Source organism: Dyella sp. 05T440, assembly GCF_056395965.1.
Map to the genome: position 1 here is coordinate 1 of NZ_JBFTKN010000018.1, position 16010 is coordinate 16010.

Annotated in this window: 12 protein-coding genes; 1 reads left to right on the top strand and 11 read right to left on the bottom strand. The window is 64.6% G+C overall.

Annotation, left to right across the window (positions count from 1 at the left end; translation table 11 throughout):
- Positions 1-504: 504 nt before the first annotated feature.
- The 11 genes from AC1DE1_RS18740 to AC1DE1_RS18790 form a co-directional block, all read right to left on the bottom strand.
- A complete protein-coding gene (locus AC1DE1_RS18740) occupies positions 505-1983 on the bottom strand; it encodes an efflux transporter outer membrane subunit (RefSeq protein ID WP_477176880.1) in 1479 nt (492 codons plus the stop codon).
- A complete protein-coding gene (locus tag AC1DE1_RS18745) occupies positions 1970-3166 on the bottom strand; it encodes an efflux RND transporter periplasmic adaptor subunit (protein ID WP_441604998.1) in 1197 nt (398 codons plus the stop codon). The genes AC1DE1_RS18740 and AC1DE1_RS18745 overlap by 14 nt, the downstream gene beginning before the upstream one ends.
- Positions 3159-6368 (bottom strand): efflux RND transporter permease subunit, encoded by a 3210-nt coding sequence (locus AC1DE1_RS18750; protein ID WP_477179259.1) that lies wholly within the window; start codon positions 6366-6368, stop codon positions 3159-3161. Before AC1DE1_RS18750 ends, AC1DE1_RS18745 begins: the two co-directional genes overlap by 8 nt.
- Before the next feature lie 157 nt (positions 6369-6525).
- The gene (locus AC1DE1_RS18755; protein ID WP_441605000.1) at positions 6526-7959 is read right to left on the bottom strand and encodes a sensor histidine kinase; all 1434 of its coding nucleotides are present in this window, start codon (positions 7957-7959) and stop codon (positions 6526-6528) included.
- Positions 7956-8654, bottom strand: coding sequence for a response regulator transcription factor (locus AC1DE1_RS18760; protein WP_441605001.1), 699 nt, complete (start codon positions 8652-8654; stop codon positions 7956-7958). Before AC1DE1_RS18760 ends, AC1DE1_RS18755 begins: the two co-directional genes overlap by 4 nt.
- 112 nt (positions 8655-8766) lie before the next feature.
- Complete coding sequence (gene rpoH / locus AC1DE1_RS18765; protein WP_046971328.1) at positions 8767-9624, bottom strand: RNA polymerase sigma factor RpoH; 858 nt, start codon at positions 9622-9624, stop codon at positions 8767-8769.
- Positions 9625-9808: 184 nt separating this feature from the next.
- Positions 9809-10510 carry a uracil-DNA glycosylase gene (gene ung, locus AC1DE1_RS18770; protein WP_477176877.1) on the bottom strand — a complete coding sequence of 234 codons (702 nt, stop codon included), beginning with the start codon at positions 10508-10510 and terminating at the stop codon, positions 9809-9811.
- Positions 10507-11349 carry a response regulator gene (locus AC1DE1_RS18775; protein WP_477176876.1) on the bottom strand — a complete coding sequence of 281 codons (843 nt, stop codon included), beginning with the start codon at positions 11347-11349 and terminating at the stop codon, positions 10507-10509. The genes ung and AC1DE1_RS18775 overlap by 4 nt, the downstream gene beginning before the upstream one ends.
- 139 nt (positions 11350-11488) lie before the next feature.
- Positions 11489-12475: a permease-like cell division protein FtsX gene (gene ftsX / locus AC1DE1_RS18780; protein ID WP_477176875.1), complete on the bottom strand. Its 987-nt coding sequence runs from the start codon at positions 12473-12475 to the stop codon at positions 11489-11491.
- Positions 12472-13149, bottom strand: a complete 678-nt coding sequence (gene ftsE / locus AC1DE1_RS18785) for a cell division ATP-binding protein FtsE (RefSeq protein WP_441605005.1) — start codon at positions 13147-13149, stop codon at positions 12472-12474. Before ftsE ends, ftsX begins: the two co-directional genes overlap by 4 nt.
- A 118-nt stretch (positions 13150-13267) precedes the next feature.
- On the bottom strand, positions 13268-14989 hold the full coding sequence (locus AC1DE1_RS18790; RefSeq protein WP_477176874.1) for a DEAD/DEAH box helicase: 1722 nt from the start codon (positions 14987-14989) through the stop codon (positions 13268-13270).
- A gap of 492 nt (positions 14990-15481) precedes the next feature.
- Between AC1DE1_RS18790 and trxA the strand changes: the two genes are divergently transcribed.
- A complete protein-coding gene (gene trxA / locus AC1DE1_RS18795) occupies positions 15482-15832 on the top strand; it encodes a thioredoxin TrxA (protein WP_121883921.1) in 351 nt (116 codons plus the stop codon).
- The last annotated feature ends 178 nt before the right edge of the window (positions 15833-16010 follow it).

The window sequence follows — 16010 nt, forward strand, 5'->3', positions numbered from 1 at the left end:
AAGCGCACCCTGTGCGCGACAGCCACGCTGCGGTGTACCGCTCCGTAGGTTTGTCGCGCACAGGGTGCGCTCCCACAGACAAGCGGCAGGCGCGGCAAAGGAGGGGGCGATGCCCGAAGCCAATGCGCAGCGAGGCCCCGCTCTAAGTCCTCAGCGATTCGGGCGCGTTGCGCAGCGCTTGGAAGTACCCGCTGTGTACCCTCGGAGGTTGTCCCGCCAGACGCGCCTCGAGCGATCGGGCTTATCCCAGCACGATGCTGCGGGCGTTATCAGGCCATTTTCTTTGGGTTACTTTTCTTTTGGGCCAGCAAAAGAAAAGTGACTCGAGCGGCGGCAGCCGTTCGAAACGCCCGCCGCGTAGGCGGCACCCTGGCCGCAACGCGACAACCAGAAACCGAGGCCCTGGATGACCAGCCATGCGGCTGTTGAAAAGCGCCTCCGGCCTGCGCCGGGATGACGAGCAAAAAATCACCCACACCGAATCGTCGAATCAAGCCTGAAGAATCACTTCAGGCCCTGCGCCTTCGCATCCGCGGTCAGATGATCCGGCGTGATGTCATCGCTCGTCCAGCCACCACCCAACGCCCGCACCAACTGCACGCTCGCCCGCAGCTGATTCGTCTGCAGCGATAACAAACTCAGATGCGCATTGAGCGCATCCACCTGCGCCGTCACCACGTCGAGATAACTATTGGCCCCCTGCTTGTACAACGCAGTGGAAAGCTTCAGCGTCTTGTCCGCGGCATTGGTCGCATCGTTCTGATCCACCAAGGCATTGCCGAAGTTATTGATCAACGACTGGTTGTCCTCCACCTGCTGGAAGGCAGCCAACACGGTACCGCGATACTGCGCACTGGCTTCGTCAAACGCCGCGTGCGCCTGCGCCACCTTGGCGCGACGTAGGCCACCATCGAACACGCTCAGCAACAGGTTCGGACCCAACGCCCACATCTGGCTCGGCGCATTGAGCAGGTTGCCCCAGGCGCCGCTGGAATAGCCGCCGGCCGCGCTCAAGGTCAGCGACGGGAAGAACGCCGAACGCGCCACGCCGATCTGCGAGTTCGCCTCCGCCGTACGGCGTTCGGCCGCGGCGATGTCCGGACGACGCTGCAACAGCGTCGACGGTATGCCGACCGGGACCGTTGGCAGAGCCGGCAGATCGGTCTTCGCATCGATTGCAAAGGTCGACGCCGACTGCCCCACCAACACGGCAATCGCGTGCTGCAACACCTCACGCTGCGCCTTGGCCTGCGAGAGCGCGGATTTGGTGGACGACAGCTGCGTCTGCGCGCGATCCACGTCGAGTCCGGAGACCGCGCCGCCAGCGTGCAGCGTGGTCGTTAGCTGCAGCGCGCGTTGATAGGCGTCCACCGTACTCTGCAACAGGTCGATCTGGCGATCGGCGCCCAACAGCTGCAGATAGGTATCGGCCAGCGTCGCTTCAAGGCTGAGGCGAGTCGAGGCGAGATCGGCTGCCGATGCCTGCACTTCTGCGCGTCCGGCTGCCACGTTGTCGCGTACGCGGCCCCACAGGTCCACTTCGTACGAGGCCTGCAGCTGGACCGAATTCAGGTTGTAGTACTCGGGCGACGTCGTGCCGTGCAGCGGCGAGTTGAGCGACTGGCGATTGCGGGTCGCACCCGCGCCCGCGGAAATCTGCGGAAACAGGTCAGCACGCACCTGGGCCAGCACGTCGCGCGACTGCCGATAACTGGCCAGCGCCGCGGCAAGATCGGCATTGTGCGCAATCAGCTGGTCCTCGAGCCCGTTGAGGCGATCGTCGCCGTACAGCTTCCACCAGCCTTCGCGCGGCAACTGGTCGGCCGGCTGTGCCGGCGTCCACGGGCCGTTTTGCTGCTGATACTGATCGGCCACCGGTGCGTCCGGTGTCTTGTACGTCGGCGCCATCGAACAGGCGCCCAGCACCAACGTAGCCGCCACCGTCACGGCGAGTTTCGTGGCGATGTACTTACGCTTTGTCATGAGGCTTGCCCGCCTGCGGGTTCTTCGCAATGCGCACTTCGTCGCCATCGGCCAGGCCGTCCGGCGGGTTGATGATCACGCGGTCATTGCCGACCAGGCCCGAGCCCACTTCGATGGTCTTGCCGTAGTCGCGGCGGATGGTGACCTTCTTGAAGTGCACGTGATCGCTCGCGTCCAGCGTGGCGACATGCAGGCCCTTGTCGTCGAAGATCAGCGCTTCGGCCGGCACGCGCAGACCCAGTGCGCCCGAACCGATCTTGAAGCTCACGCTCGCATAGCTGCTCGGCAGCAGCTTGCCGTCGGGGTTGTCGACCAGCAGCTGCACCAGGGTGGTGCCCGAGGTCGGCGTGATCGAGCGGGCGTCCGCTTCCACCTTGGCGGTGAACGACTTGCCCGGATACTCCGGCACGCTCAGCGTGGCTTCGTCGCCGCGATGGATGGCCGGTGCATACACCTGCGGCACGCGCACATACACGCGCAGCTTGCTGGTGTCGGAGACGGTGAACAGCGGCGTGCCGGTACCGCTGGTGTCAGCGGTGATCAGCGCGCCCACGTCGGTGTTGCGGGCGGTCACGCGGCCATCAAACGGAGCCACCAGCCTGGCGTACGACTTCAGCGCCTTCAGTCGATCGACGTTGGCCTGCGCCGAATTGGCCAGTGCCTGCTTGGCGGCGAGATCGCCGTTGAACTGGTCGACCGACTGCTGCGAGACCGAATCGGGATCGGTCTGGCGCAGTACCTGCCAGCGTTTCGCCGTGGTGCCGGCGAGCGCGGCATTGGCCTTGGCACTGGCCAGGTCGGCCAGACCCTGCAGCAGTTGCTGGTCGAGATCGGGCGTATCGATGACCCCGAGCACATCGCCCGCCTTCACCTGCGCGCCGATGTCCTTGTCCCACGACTTCAGGTAACCGCTGGTGCGCGCGAAGATCGGAGCGTTGGTGAACGCATCCATCTGCGCGGGCAGTTCCAGCGGCGAGGAGCCGTTGGCGGATTCGGGTTCGGAGATGACGACGGTGGGGATGGCCTGTTCGTCGGTCCACTGGTGCAGGTTGCGCGCCTGCACGATGCGGGTGGTCACGCCGATCACCACGATCGAGCCGAAGACGACGGCAGCGATCACGGCGGCCAGTCGCAGACGACGCGGCGACAAGTGGACCTCAGGAAGCTGGGTATGTTCAGACATGGGCGGGTACTCCGGCATGGTCAGCCGAATCAGCGTCAGGCGCGTGCTTGTAACGCGCATGCACAATGGAGAAAACGACGGGAACGAAGATCAGCGTGGCGGTGGTCGCAAACAGCAGGCCACCGATCACGGCGCGACCCAGCGGTGCGTTCTGCTCACCGCCGTCGCCCAGGCCAAGCGCCATCGGCACCATGCCGATGATCATGGCCAGCGCGGTCATCAGCACCGGACGGAAGCGCACGAAGCCTGCCTCGCGCGCCGCCAGCGTGGCGTCGCCGTGGATGGCCAGGCGCTCGCGGCAGAAACTCACCACCAGCACCGAGTTGGCGGTCGCCACACCCATGCACATGATGGCGCCCGTGAGTGCCGGCACCGACAACGTGGTGTGCGTGACGAACAGCATCCATACGATGCCGGCGAGCGCCGCAGGCAAGGCAGTGATGATCACGAACGGATCGGTCCAGGACTGGAAGTTCACCACGATCAGCAGATACACCAGCACCGCCGAACCCAGCAGGCCAAACAACAGGCCGAAATAGGCGTCGTGCATGGTCTGCACCTGGCCCAGCAGCGCCACGTTCGCGCCCTTGGGCAGGTCTTTCTTGGTGTCGTCCAGCACCTTCTGGATATCACCGGCTACCGCGCCAAGATCACGGCCCTGGATGGCCGTATAGATCTCCACCATCGACTGGATGTTGTACTGGCTCACGATGGTGTTGCGATGCGTGCGCGTGATGTCGGCCAGTGCGCCCAGCACCTGCGGATTGCCGCCACTCTTGGCGGTGATCGGCAGATTGCTCAGCTGCGCCAGCGAGTCCAGCTGGTACTGCGGCACCTGGGCGGAGATCGGATAGGTGACGTTGTTGTCCGGATTCAACCAATACGTCGGCGCCACCTGCGCCGTACCGGAAAGGTCGGCGATCAGGCTGTTGGTCACGTCGCCTTCGGTCAGGCCCAGCAACTGTGCACGCGTGCGGTCCACGTCGATGCGGAACGCCGGCTGCGCCTGCGACTGCTGCAGGCGTGCATCGACCACGCCGGGAATCTGGCGCAGCTTGTTGAGCAGGATGTTGGCGTACGCGAAGTCCTTCTCCAGGCTCCTGCCGCGGATCTGCAGATCGATCGGCGCGGGCGAACCGAAGTTCAGGATCTGGCTGACGATGTCCGCCGGCGGGAACGAGAACGTGGTGCCCGGGAACAACCGCGGCAGCCTTTCGCGCAGGACCTTCACGTACTCCGCGCTTGGGTGATGACCTTCCTTCAGCGAGATCTGGATATCGCCGTCGGACTCACCCACTTCGCCGGTATTGTTGTAGATCGTGTTGATCGAGCTGGAGTACTGGCCGATGTTGTCGATCATCGCGTCCAGTTCGTCCGGCGGTATCACCTGACGAATGGCCTTCTGGATATCCGCAAATTCCGCCGCCGTCGTCTCCACACGCGTGCCCACAGGGACGCGTGCATGCACCAGGATCTGGCCGCCATCGACATCGGGGAAGAAGTTGCTGCCCAGCCCCGGCAACAGCGCGAACGACAACAGCACGAAGGCGAGGAAGCCGATCACGAACACCTTGCGGTTTTCCAGCGCCAGATGCAGCACGCCGCTATAACCGGCACGGAATTTCTCAAAGCGATTGACGAAGCCCTGCTGGAAGCGGCCGAGCACCGTCTTCGGCGCCGGCTGCTCGATATGCTGGCCGTGCTCGTCCACCGTCGCCGGATGCGCCTGCAACAGGTACTTCGCCATGGTCAGCACGAGCGTACGCGACAGGATGAAGGAGAAGATCATCGCGAAGATCACCGCCTCCGCCATCGGCACGAACAGATAGCGCGCCACGCCCGGCAGGAAGAACATCGGCACGAACACGATGCAGATGCAGCACAGCGAGACGAATGCCGGCACGATGATCTGCGCCGAACCATCCACGATCGCGGTGATGACGTCCTTGCCCTGCTCCAGGTGCCAGTTGATGTTCTCGATGGTCACCGTGGCTTCGTCCACCAGGATGCCCACCGCCAGCGCCAGGCCGCCCAGCGTCATGATGTTGAGCGTCTGGCCGATCGCCGACAGCGTGAACACCGAGCCCAGCACCGCCAGCGGAATCGACGTGGTGATGATCAGGGTCGAGCGCCAGCTGCCCAGGAACAACAGGATCATCAAGCTGGTCAGCGCCGCGGCAATGATGCCTTCGCGGACCACGCCATCGATGGAGGCGCGCACGAACACCGACTGATCGCCGATCGGCTTGATGGTCAGGTTGTCCGGCAGCGAATCCTTCATCTCCACCAGCTTCTGGCGCGCGCCCGCCACGATGGCGAGGGTGGAGGTGGAGCCGTTCTTCAGGATCGACAGCATCGTCGAGCGCACGCCATCCACGTGCACGATGTTCGTCTGCGGCGGGGCACCGTCGCGCACATGGGCAACGTCGCGCACATAGATCGTCGTACCGTTGACCATCTTGACCGGCAGGTCTTCCAGTTCGTCCACGTGGGTGGCGGCGTTGTTCAGCTCCATCACGTATTCGTACTTGCCGATCTTCTGCGTGCCGATCGGGCTGATCTGCTGCTGGTTGGCCAGCGCGTTCGCCACGTCCTGGGTGGACAGGCCGCGCGCCTGCAGCGCCGCCGGATCCACGTCCAGCTGCACCTGGCGCGTCTTGCCGCCGAACGGATAGGGAATCGCCGCGCCCGGCACCGTCACCAGCTGCGGACGCAACTGGTTCAAGCCAAGGTCGCCCAGCTGCTGCTCGGACAGGCCCTTGCCGGATAGCGCCACCTGCAGGATCGGCACCGTGGACGCGTTGTAGTTCACGATCAGCGGCGGCGTGGCGCCGGCGGGCATCTGCTTCAGGATCGTCTGCGCAATCGCCGTCACCTGGGCATTGGCCGTGGCGATGTTCACGCCCGGCTGAAAGAAGATCTTGGTGATGCCCATGCCATTGATCGACTCCGACTCGATGTGCTCGATGTCGTTGACGGTCGTGGTGAGCACGCGCTCGAACGGCGTGTTCATGCGGCCGGACATCTGGTCGGGCGTCATGCCGGTGAACTGCCAGGACACGGCGATCACCGGAATATTGATTTCCGGAAAGATGTCGGTGGGCGTTCGTGCCGCCGACATCACACCAAAGATGAGGATGGTCAGGGCGAAAACGATGAATGTGTAGGGCCGCGTGAGCGCGATCCGGACGATGCCAAGCATGCGGGGGATTTCCGTGCGCGAAATGATGCGTCGCGGCAAATTTTCGCATGCAGCGAAAACTCTCAATAGAGCATGGAGGATGAAGATAATTTCATGTTCTACGTGGCGCCTGCATTGCGCACGCAGATGAAACTATCTTCATCTGGCCGATCGGCCCTCAGGCCGTCATCGGCGTGACTTCCGGCACGGAGCGGGACAGGCAGGTGCCGACTTTTTCGTCCGGCGCGAGTGCGTAGCAATACAAAGTCAGTCGCGCACCGTTGCTGCTGGCATCGCCGATGTCGAGCGCATAGCCGTGCAGACGCACGATGGCGCTGACGATGCTGAGCCCCAGGCCCGAGCCGCCGGTAGTGCGACTGTTGTCGCCGCGGTAGAAGCGACGCGTCACCGCGTCGCGCTCGTCGGCCGGAATACCCGGGCCGCTGTCGATCACGTCCACGCGCGGGCCACGCTTGTCCATGCTGGCGCGCAGGCTCACCTTGCCGCCCGCCGGGGTGAACTTGATGGCATTGCCCACCAGGTTCGCCAGCGCTTCGAACAGCAGATGCGCATCGGCGCGCACGGGCTGCAGCGACTGGATGTCGACCTCGAAGGTCTGGCCACGATCCTCGGCGACAGGCGCGTAGAACTCGTGCACCTGACGCAGCACCTGCCCCACGTCCACTTCGTCGAAGCAAGCGGCGCGATGACGGTCTTCGAGTTCGGACACACGCAGCAGCGCGCGGAACCGCGTCAGCACCTCGTCGATATCGACGATGCACGATTCCACCAGGGCCGATTCGGGCTCCCCATCAAGTTGCTGCTGCGTGCGATACAGGCGTGCGCGCAAGCGCGTCAGCGGCGTGCGCAGGTCGTGCGCGATGTTGTCGCAGACGCCCTTCACTTCATTCATCAAGCGCTCGATCTCGCCCAGCATCGTGTTGACGATGCCCGCCAGCTGGTCGAGCTCGTCGCCGCGCCGACTGATCGGCAGGCGCTTGGAAAGATCACCTTGCCGGATGGGATCGGTTGCATCCTGCAGCGCGCGGATGCGCTTCTCCGGACCGCGACGCAACAGGAAACCGCCGAGCAGGCCGGGAATGATGGTCAGTGAGATGCCCCAAAGCAGCGCACGTCGAACGATCGCGCCGATGCCGTCGATGGTGCTGATGTCCTTGGCAATGACGAGGATGTCGCCATTGGGCAGCGTCGAAGCCAGGCCACGTGCGCGCACACGCTCCGCATCGCGGTCGGAACGCGGCAAGCCATGCTTGAGCAGATGCACCTGTCCGTCGCGCAGCAGCGAGGTCGGCAGGTGGTCGATATTGCCCGCCACCGGCTGGTGATCCTTGTCGAACAACCCCACCGACATGATGCCGTGCGGGTCGATCGCGGCAGCCGCATCCACCGTGGTGGCGAGGCGGGCGGGATCGGTCGAGGCGATGTAATGCATGCGCTGCTGCAGCATCTGGTCGATGACGCTGTTGAGATAGCGCGTGGTTTCCCACTGGATCGCACCGACCAGCACCGCGCCCCATACGACGAACAAGGCGCCGTAGATGAGGATCAACCTCGAGGTGGTCGAATGCCAGCTGTTGGGACGTGCTTTCATGACACCACCGGGGCAGTTTCATTGGCGGCCGCGAGCATATAGCCGGTGCCGCGCACAGTGTGGATCAACGCCGGTTGGCCGGCGCCGTCGATCTTGCGCCGCAAACGCGCGATATGCACGTCGATCACATTGGTGCCGGGATCGAAATGGAAACCCCACACCGTCTCGAAAATCATCGTGCGGGTCAGCACCTGCCCGGAATTGCGCATCAGGAATTCGAGCAGGCGATATTCGGTGGGTAGCAGGGTCAGCGGCTGGCCACCGCGATACGCCACGTGGCTGACCAGATCCAGCTCCAGGTCGGCCACGCGCAGGCGCTGCACTGACTGCGGCTGGCGACGGCGCAGCAGCACTTCCGCGCGCGCCGACATTTCATCCGGCGCGAAGGGCTTGGTGAGGTAGTCGTCGCCGCCCGCGCGCAAGCCGCGCACGCGCTCGTCGACATCGCTCAAGGCGCTGATCATCAGCACCGGCGCATCGCTGCCGGCACGGCGCAATTCGGCCACCACGTCGATGCCATCCATGCCGGGCAGCATACGGTCCAGCGTGATCAGGTCGTAGCCGCCTTGTAGCGCATGCGCCAGGCCATCGCGGCCGTTGGCCACCCATTCCGCGAACATGCCGTGCGCGCTCAACTCCGCGACGATTTCTCGCGCGGTGGTTTCGTCGTCTTCGATGACCAGCACTCGGGGCATGACGGCACTACAAACGGGGATCCGGTGGTGAGAACGCGGGGACAGCCGTGTCCTCGCAAAGGCAAACGGCCCCTGGAGGGGCCGCTTGTCATCTTACGCCGACAGAGAAGAATCAGGCCGCGAACAGGCCGCGCATCTTCTTCATGGCGTTGGCCTCGACCTGGCGGATGCGTTCGGCGGAAACGCCGTACTCGTCCGCAAGATCCTGCAGCGTGGCCTTGTCTTCGTTCAACCAGCGGCGCTGGATGATGTCGCGCGAGCGCTCGTCCAGGTTCTTCAACGCCGCCGACAAGGTGTCGAGCTGGTTGTCGGCCTGGTCGGCATCGGCCACGTTGTCGTACGGGTCGGCGCCATCGTCGATCAGGAACGCTTCCGGTGCCGGCTTGGCATCGTCCTCGGCATCCGCCGGGGCTTCGAAGCCAATGTCACGGCCCGACAGACGCGATTCCATCTCGCGCACCGTCGCTTCGGGCACGCCCAGATCCTTGGCCACCGTGCGGACTTCTTCGGCGTTCATCCAGCCCAGGCGCTTCTTGCTCTTGCGCAGGTTGAAGAACAGCTTGCGCTGCGCCTTGGTCGTGGCGACCTTGACGATGCGCCAGTTGCGCAGGATGAACTCGTGCATTTCGGCACGGATCCAGTGCACGGCGAAGCTCACCAGGCGCACGCCCTGATCCGGGTCGAATCGCTTCACAGCCTTCATCAGGCCGATATTGCCTTCCTGGATCAGGTCGGCGATCTGCAGACCATAGCCGCTGTAGCCACGCGCCACGTGCACCACGAAGCGCAGGTGGGACATGACCAGTTTGCGGGCGGATTCAAGGTCTTCCTGTTCGTTGTAGCGGCGCGACAGCGCCTGCTCCTCGTCCTGGCTGAGCACCGGAATCCGATGGACCGCCGAGATATAAGCATCCAGGCTGCCGACGACACTCGGCACCGGCAGGTTGGCGGTCACCAAAGCTTGAGACATGGACGGAACCTCCTGTGAGGGAATCAGCTTAGCACTCGGGTATTACGAGTGCTAAAGGCCCCGAAAGGTTCCGGGACCTTTGATGTACTCAATAGTACAGGAATTTGAGGCACCTGTCCAGCAGGCACCCCGGGGAGGCTCCACTATGCGTATCGGGCGGTTCAGCAGCCGTGAAATGCCTGTTTCAGGCTAGTTCGGCCCGCATCGGCAAAGACCAGTCGATGGGCGGCTCGCCGCGGCTTTCCAGGTACTGGTTCGCCGCCGAGAAGTGCCCGCAGCCGATGAAACCGCGATGCGCTGATAAAGGAGATGGGTGCACGGAGCGCAAAATGCAATGGCGGCTGCCGTCGATCAGCTGGCCCTTTTTCTGGGCGTACGAACCCCACAGCATGAAGACCAGCCCTTCCCGCTCGCGGTTCAGCGCGTCGATCGCCGCATCGGTAAAGCCTTCCCAGCCCTTGCCCTGATGCGAGCCGGCGGTGGCCTGCTGGACGGTGAGCGTGGCATTGAGCAGCAGCACGCCGCGGTCGGCCCAAGGGGTGAGGCAGCCGTGGTCAGGCGCCCGGAAACCCAGGTCGCGCTGGATCTCCTTGAAGATGTTCAGCAGCGACGGCGGCGTGGCCACGCCCGGCCGTACCGAGAAACACAGGCCATGCGCCTGGTTCGGACCGTGGTACGGATCCTGGCCCAGGATCACCACGCGCGTGGCATCAAATGGTGTGTGGTCGAAGGCGGCGAAAATCTCCGGACCCGGCGGATAAATCACCTTGCCGGCCTGCTTTTCGCTGCGCAGGAAGTCGGACAGCGCGCGCATGTCCGGGCGCGCCAGATACTCGCCGATGCGGTCCTTCCAGGACGGCTCCAGCCTTACCGGATGTTCCGTCACGCCGCCTCGCCCCGCTCGCGCAGGTGCTGGGATACACGCAACTGGAACAGCAGCTTGGTCATCAGCAGTTTTTCCTCGATCGGCTTCTCGACCAGATCGTTGGCGCCGGCGCGCAGCAGCGCAGCCTGGTTGGCCGGATTCTCGTCGCCCGTCATCACCAGCACGGGCAGCCTGCCCTTGCTGTACTGATATTCGCGGCGAATACGCTCGAGCAGGTCGCCGCCGGTGAGCTCGCCCTTGAGGCTGACGTCGGTGAGCACGATGTCCGCGCCGACCTTGTCCTGTTCCTTGGCTTTGTCCAGCAACACCAGGGCGTCCTCGACGCTGACCACGTGATAGACGGTCAGGCCGTGCTTTTCGAGGATGCGGCGGGTCGCCAGCGCGACCACGCGGCTGTCTTCCACGTAGAGCACTTCGCCTTCGGCCGAATCGACGGGCTTCACGTAGCCACGGATGAATTCCGCCAGCGCCTGGAACCCCAGCGACTTGTCGAAATAATCGGTGACGTGCTCGCCCAGCGTGCGACTGTGCAGGCGACCGTCGACATCGCCCGAGACGACCACGATGGGCACATAAGCCTGGGCGGCGGATTCGCGCACATGGCGGGCGAGTTCCAGCCCGTCCATGTCGGGCAGGCGCAACGCGATGGTGATGAAGTCGAACGCACCGGCCTCCAACAGTTCTTTGGATTCGGCGCCACTGCCGGCACCCACCACGTCGCTGTCGGGCAGTTCGCTCTTGAGCACGCGGGAGATCAGCTGGCGCACGACTTTAGAGCCATCCACCACCAGCACCCTAGGCGCTGTTCCCACCACTCGACTGCTGAAACTTCCGCTCATCCCCAATCACCCACGTAGTGTCCAGCTGTACCCGCCGACGTCATGCCGGTGCTTCCCCGGTCACCCCGAGCGGGCATGCTGCACCATCCCCACCAAGCTTGCATGACAACATTGCTCCGGGCGTGAGCCGGCGCACGCTTCATGCCGCCTTGCGCAATTGCCAGGCGCTGACCAGGCGGGCGCCCAGCCAGCCGAGCACGGCCGCAGCCACCGGGACGGCAGCCAGCAACCATATCGGCAGCACATCGACCTGCAGCTTGCCGGCATACACCTGACCCAGGCGCTGCACCGGCTCGGCCAGCGCCAGCTCGACCAGCACGGCGAAGCCCACCGCCAGCACGCCGGCGAACAGCCCGTACCAGATGCCCGCATACAAATACGGACGACGCACGAAGGCGCGGCTCGCCCCCACCAGCATCAACACGCCGATTTCCTCGTGCCGGCTGGCGATATCCACGCGCACGGTATTACCCACCACCAGCAGCACGGCCACGGCCAGCAGTCCGGCAAGAATCATCACGATGCGTTCGCCGACGCCGAGCAGCGCTTCGAGACGCTGCCGCCACGTGCCGCCGTCCTGCACCTGATCCACGCCCGACATGCCGCGCATGTCGGCGACGAGGCGATCCACGCTGTCGGCACTCGCGCCCGCCTTGGGCTGCACTTCCAGCACGAACGGCAGCGGGTTGATGTCCAGCGTATGCAGCGCGCCGGAGAAGCCCTGCATCTTGGCCAGCTCGTCCATGCCCTGGTCGGGCGACTTCAGCTTCACGCCGGCGACTTCGCTGCGCTCGCGCAGCTTCTTGGCCATCATGTCGGCGGAGGAGACGCTCTGCCCCGGCTGCAGGAATACGCTGATGGTCTGGTTCTGGCCCAGCGCATCGCCCATCTTCTGCAGGTTACCCAGCAACAAATAGAAGGTGAGCGGCAGCGCCAGCGCAATGGCCATCACGGCAACGGTGAGCAAGGTGCCCACCGGGCGCGACATTAGTCGACGCAGGCTGGCCGCCGCACTCCAGCCGTGGTGTTCGCGCCAGCTCGCCACCGGGCGCGCCTTGGTGCGGATGCCGCGGCTCTGGTCGGAAAGCAGCGGGCTTTCCATCGGAAATTCGGACTGGTTGCTCATAGCACCTCCTGCGCGGCCACATCGGCCACCAGGCGACCGTGATCGAGCACGACCACGCGCTTTTTCATGCGCTTGATCAGTGGCAAATCGTGGCTGGCGATCACCACGGTGGTGCCGACGTTCTGGAACTCGGCGAACAGACCCATGATCTCCACTGCCAGGGTGGGATCGAGGTTGCCGGTGGGTTCGTCCGCGATCAGCAGGGTGGGCTTGGCGACGATGGCGCGGGCAATGCCCACGCGCTGTTGCTCGCCCGCCGAAAGCGTGGCCGGCAGCTGCCGTTCGTAGGCGAGCAGCCCGACCTTCTCCAGCGCGGCGCGCACGCGCTTGCCGCGTTCGTGGGGCGCCATGCCGCCGATCATCAGCGGCAGCTCGACATTGGCAAACACCGTGCGATCCATCAGCAGGCGATGGTCCTGGAACACCATGCCCAGGCGACGGCGCAACTTGGGAATGCCCGCGCGACCGACCTTGGCCAGGTTCTGCCCATCGAGGGTGACCACGCCGTGCGAAGGCCGCTCGATCAGGCCGAGCAATTTGAGCAAGGTGCTTTTGCCGGCGCCCGAATGGCCGGTGATAAAGGCCATCTCGCCTGTCGCCACCTCGAAGGAGAGCTGCGACAAGGCCTCGTGGCCGCCTTCATAGCGTTTGCTGACTTGGTCGAAGCGGATCACCGCGTGTCCCCAATCCCGAATGCGGCAAGGATAAGGGATGCACGCGTGAAGGTCAGTCGCTTTGTATCGCCATGCTGTCGCGGGTTCAGCCCGCGACAGCCTTTGGCAAGCGAGTCGATCAGTGGCCGATGAAGAAACGGCTCAGGCGGCGGAAGAAGCCCTGCTTCTTCGGCGCGTCCTGCGCGTCACCCACCTTGCTCGGCGTGATGGCCACGTGGCGCGACGGACGCGAGTGGTTGTTGTCGCCGTTGCTGCGCTCACGCGGCGGACGACGCTCGCCACGCGGTGCGCGCGTGCCGTCGGCGGCCGTGTTGGTGCCGCCCTCGACAGCCACCGCATCGCCTTCGCGACGACGGTTGCGACCGCCACGACGGCGGCGACGCTTGCGCTCGGCAGCCTCACCGGTTTCCGCCACGGCGGGGGCCGGCGCGGCCGGCTTGGTCACCACGACTTCGGTGCTTTCGCCAGCGGCTGCCTCGACGCGCGGCTTGCGCGGCTCGCGCGGCGGCCGGTCGCCACGCGGGCGATCGCCACTACGGCCACCGCCGCTGCGCGGACCCTTGCGGGGCGAGCCGTCTTTCTCGCGCTGCTCGACCTTGTCGCCAAAGGCGGCGCTGTCGGCAGCGACTTCGGCCATGTACTGCGCGTCCTGCTCACGCGGCTTGGGCATCACCAGCAGCTCTGCCTCGATGTTCGCCACCGGGATGCGCTGGCCGATATAGGTTTCGATATCGGGCAGGCTCATCGCGTACAGATCGCAGGCGAAGCTGATCGCATCGCCCTCGGCGCCAAGGCGCGCGGTACGGCCGATGCGGTGCACGTAGTCTTCCGCGTCCTGCGGCAGGTCGTAATTGAAGACGTGGCTGACCGCCGGGATATGCAGGCCGCGCGCGGCAACGTCGGTACATACCAGGATGTCGAGCTGGCCTTCCTGGAAACGCTGCAGCAGCTTCTGGCGCTTGAGCTGGGGCACATCGCCCGACAGCGCGCCGACGCGGTAGCCATAGCGCTTGAGACGATCGGTGATCTTCTCGGCCGCGGCCTTGGTGTTGACGAAGATGATGCTGCGCTCGGCCTTGGTGCGCTCGAGCAGGTTGAGCAGCAGCGGCATCTTCTCTTCCTTGGCGGGGAAGTAGACCAGCTGGCGCACGCGGTCGGCGGTGACGTTTTCCGTCTCCACTTCCAGCTTCTCGGCGTTGTGCATGTGCTCGTAGGCCAGCTCCAGCACGCGATGGCTGAGCGTGGCGGAGAACAGCAGCACCTGGCGCTGCTCGCGCGCCGGCAGGCGGCGGAAGATGAAGCGCACGTCCTTGATGAAGCCAAGGTCGAACATGCGGTCCGCCTCGTCGATCACCATCACTTCGACGGCGTCGAGGCTGAACACGTGCTGCTTGAAATAGTCCAGCAGACGGCCCGGCGTGGCGATGATGATGTCGCAGCCGTCCTTGAGCTGCTGGCGCTGCTTGTCGTAATCCACGCCGCCGTAGATCAGCGCGGTGCGCAGGCCGGTGTAACGGCCGATCGACTTGGCGTCCTTCTCGATCTGGATGGCGAGTTCGCGGGTGGGGGCGATCACCAGGGCGCGCGGATCGCTGTCCTTGCGCTCGGCCACGGCCGGCGTGGTCAGCAGGCGATTCATCATCGCCACCAGGAACGCGCAGGTCTTGCCGGTGCCCGTCTGCGCCTGGCCGGCGACGTCGCGACCCGTCAGCGCGACCGGGAGGGTCAGCGCCTGGATCGGCGTGCAGCGGGTGAAGCCCGCCTCGTCGAGGCCTTGCTGGAGCAGCGGATGGAGATCGAAATTGGTGAAAAAGGTATCGGTGAGTACAGTTTGGGACATCGTAAAGGGAGCTCGAGTGAGGCAGCGCCCTGGGGCAGCCGCCTGGATCCTTGCCGGTGAGACGCAACAAGGAAGGTGGATAGTCGGCGCGACCGGGACGTGGCGGCAGGCGCAATCCCTTTTGGATGGCGCGTGCCGGCGACACGTATCCCTGGCTGGACACCGTCGGGAGCGATGGTATTCGACGGCTCCGCTGCCATAGGTCAGAGGGATGGGCGGCCTAAACCACTGGCAGCCATAGGAATCTCTCTCACCTATGTCAACGGAGCCATCCATGTCCACCGCGAGGGGACAGCCCGTTCAGCATACCGAACAGGCCTACAGACTCCCTTGAATCGCTTGAATCGTGCCCCGAGTTACGTTGGAATGGAGGCCTGCCGCAACGGCACCAGACTTCCTTACGGCACGACCCCGCGCTTCATGGGCACCCCAGTGTAGCCGATGCTGGGCGCGCGGTCGTGAAGCCCCTACCCGCAGCCTTCGGAGACCCCGGTGAGCGACCTGATTACCCATGTAAGCGATGATGCCTTCGAGCAGGAAGTGCTCAATTCCGACACCCCGGTTCTGCTCGACTTCTGGGCGGAATGGTGCGGCCCCTGCAAGGCGATCGCGCCGATCCTGGATGAGCTGGCCAAGCAGTACGAAGGCAAGCTGCGCATCGCCAAGATCAACATCGACCACAACCAGAAGACGCCTCGCAACTACGGCGTCCGCGGCATCCCGACCCTGATGGTGTTCAAGAACGGCAAGGTCGAAGCCACCCAGATCGGCGCCGTCAGCAAGGGCGCGCTGACCCAGCTGATCGACAAGGCCATCGTGGCCCCGACTGCCAAGGCCGTCTAAGGCCTGTTTGTCCAAGGCCAATAAGGCCAACTCAGAAAACTTTTCTGAACTTTACCGGCCGCGGCGCTTTACGCCGCCGCGGACCGGGTGCTAGATTCGATCCACGTTCGTCGGGACTGTCCTGTCCCCCGCGCCATCCGCGCGACGCAACCCTCCCTCCTTTTTTCAACGGCGCCCC

Excerpts from the sequence above, each read along its gene's own strand:
- AC1DE1_RS18740 (WP_477176880.1), bottom strand. The coding sequence starts at position 1,983 with ATGACAAAGCGTAAGTACATCGCCACGAAACTCGCCGTGACGGTGGCG.
- AC1DE1_RS18745 (WP_441604998.1), bottom strand. The coding sequence starts at position 3,166 with ATGTCTGAACATACCCAGCTTCCTGAGGTCCACTTGTCGCCGCGTCGT.
- AC1DE1_RS18750 (WP_477179259.1), bottom strand. The coding sequence starts at position 6,368 with ATGCTTGGCATCGTCCGGATCGCGCTCACGCGGCCCTACACATTCATC.
- AC1DE1_RS18755 (WP_441605000.1), bottom strand. The coding sequence starts at position 7,959 with ATGAAAGCACGTCCCAACAGCTGGCATTCGACCACCTCGAGGTTGATC.
- AC1DE1_RS18760 (WP_441605001.1), bottom strand. The coding sequence starts at position 8,654 with ATGCCCCGAGTGCTGGTCATCGAAGACGACGAAACCACCGCGCGAGAA.
- rpoH (WP_046971328.1), bottom strand. The coding sequence starts at position 9,624 with ATGTCTCAAGCTTTGGTGACCGCCAACCTGCCGGTGCCGAGTGTCGTC.
- AC1DE1_RS18775 (WP_477176876.1), bottom strand. The coding sequence starts at position 11,349 with ATGAGCGGAAGTTTCAGCAGTCGAGTGGTGGGAACAGCGCCTAGGGTG.
- ftsX (WP_477176875.1), bottom strand. The coding sequence starts at position 12,475 with ATGAGCAACCAGTCCGAATTTCCGATGGAAAGCCCGCTGCTTTCCGAC.
- AC1DE1_RS18790 (WP_477176874.1), bottom strand. The coding sequence starts at position 14,989 with ATGTCCCAAACTGTACTCACCGATACCTTTTTCACCAATTTCGATCTC.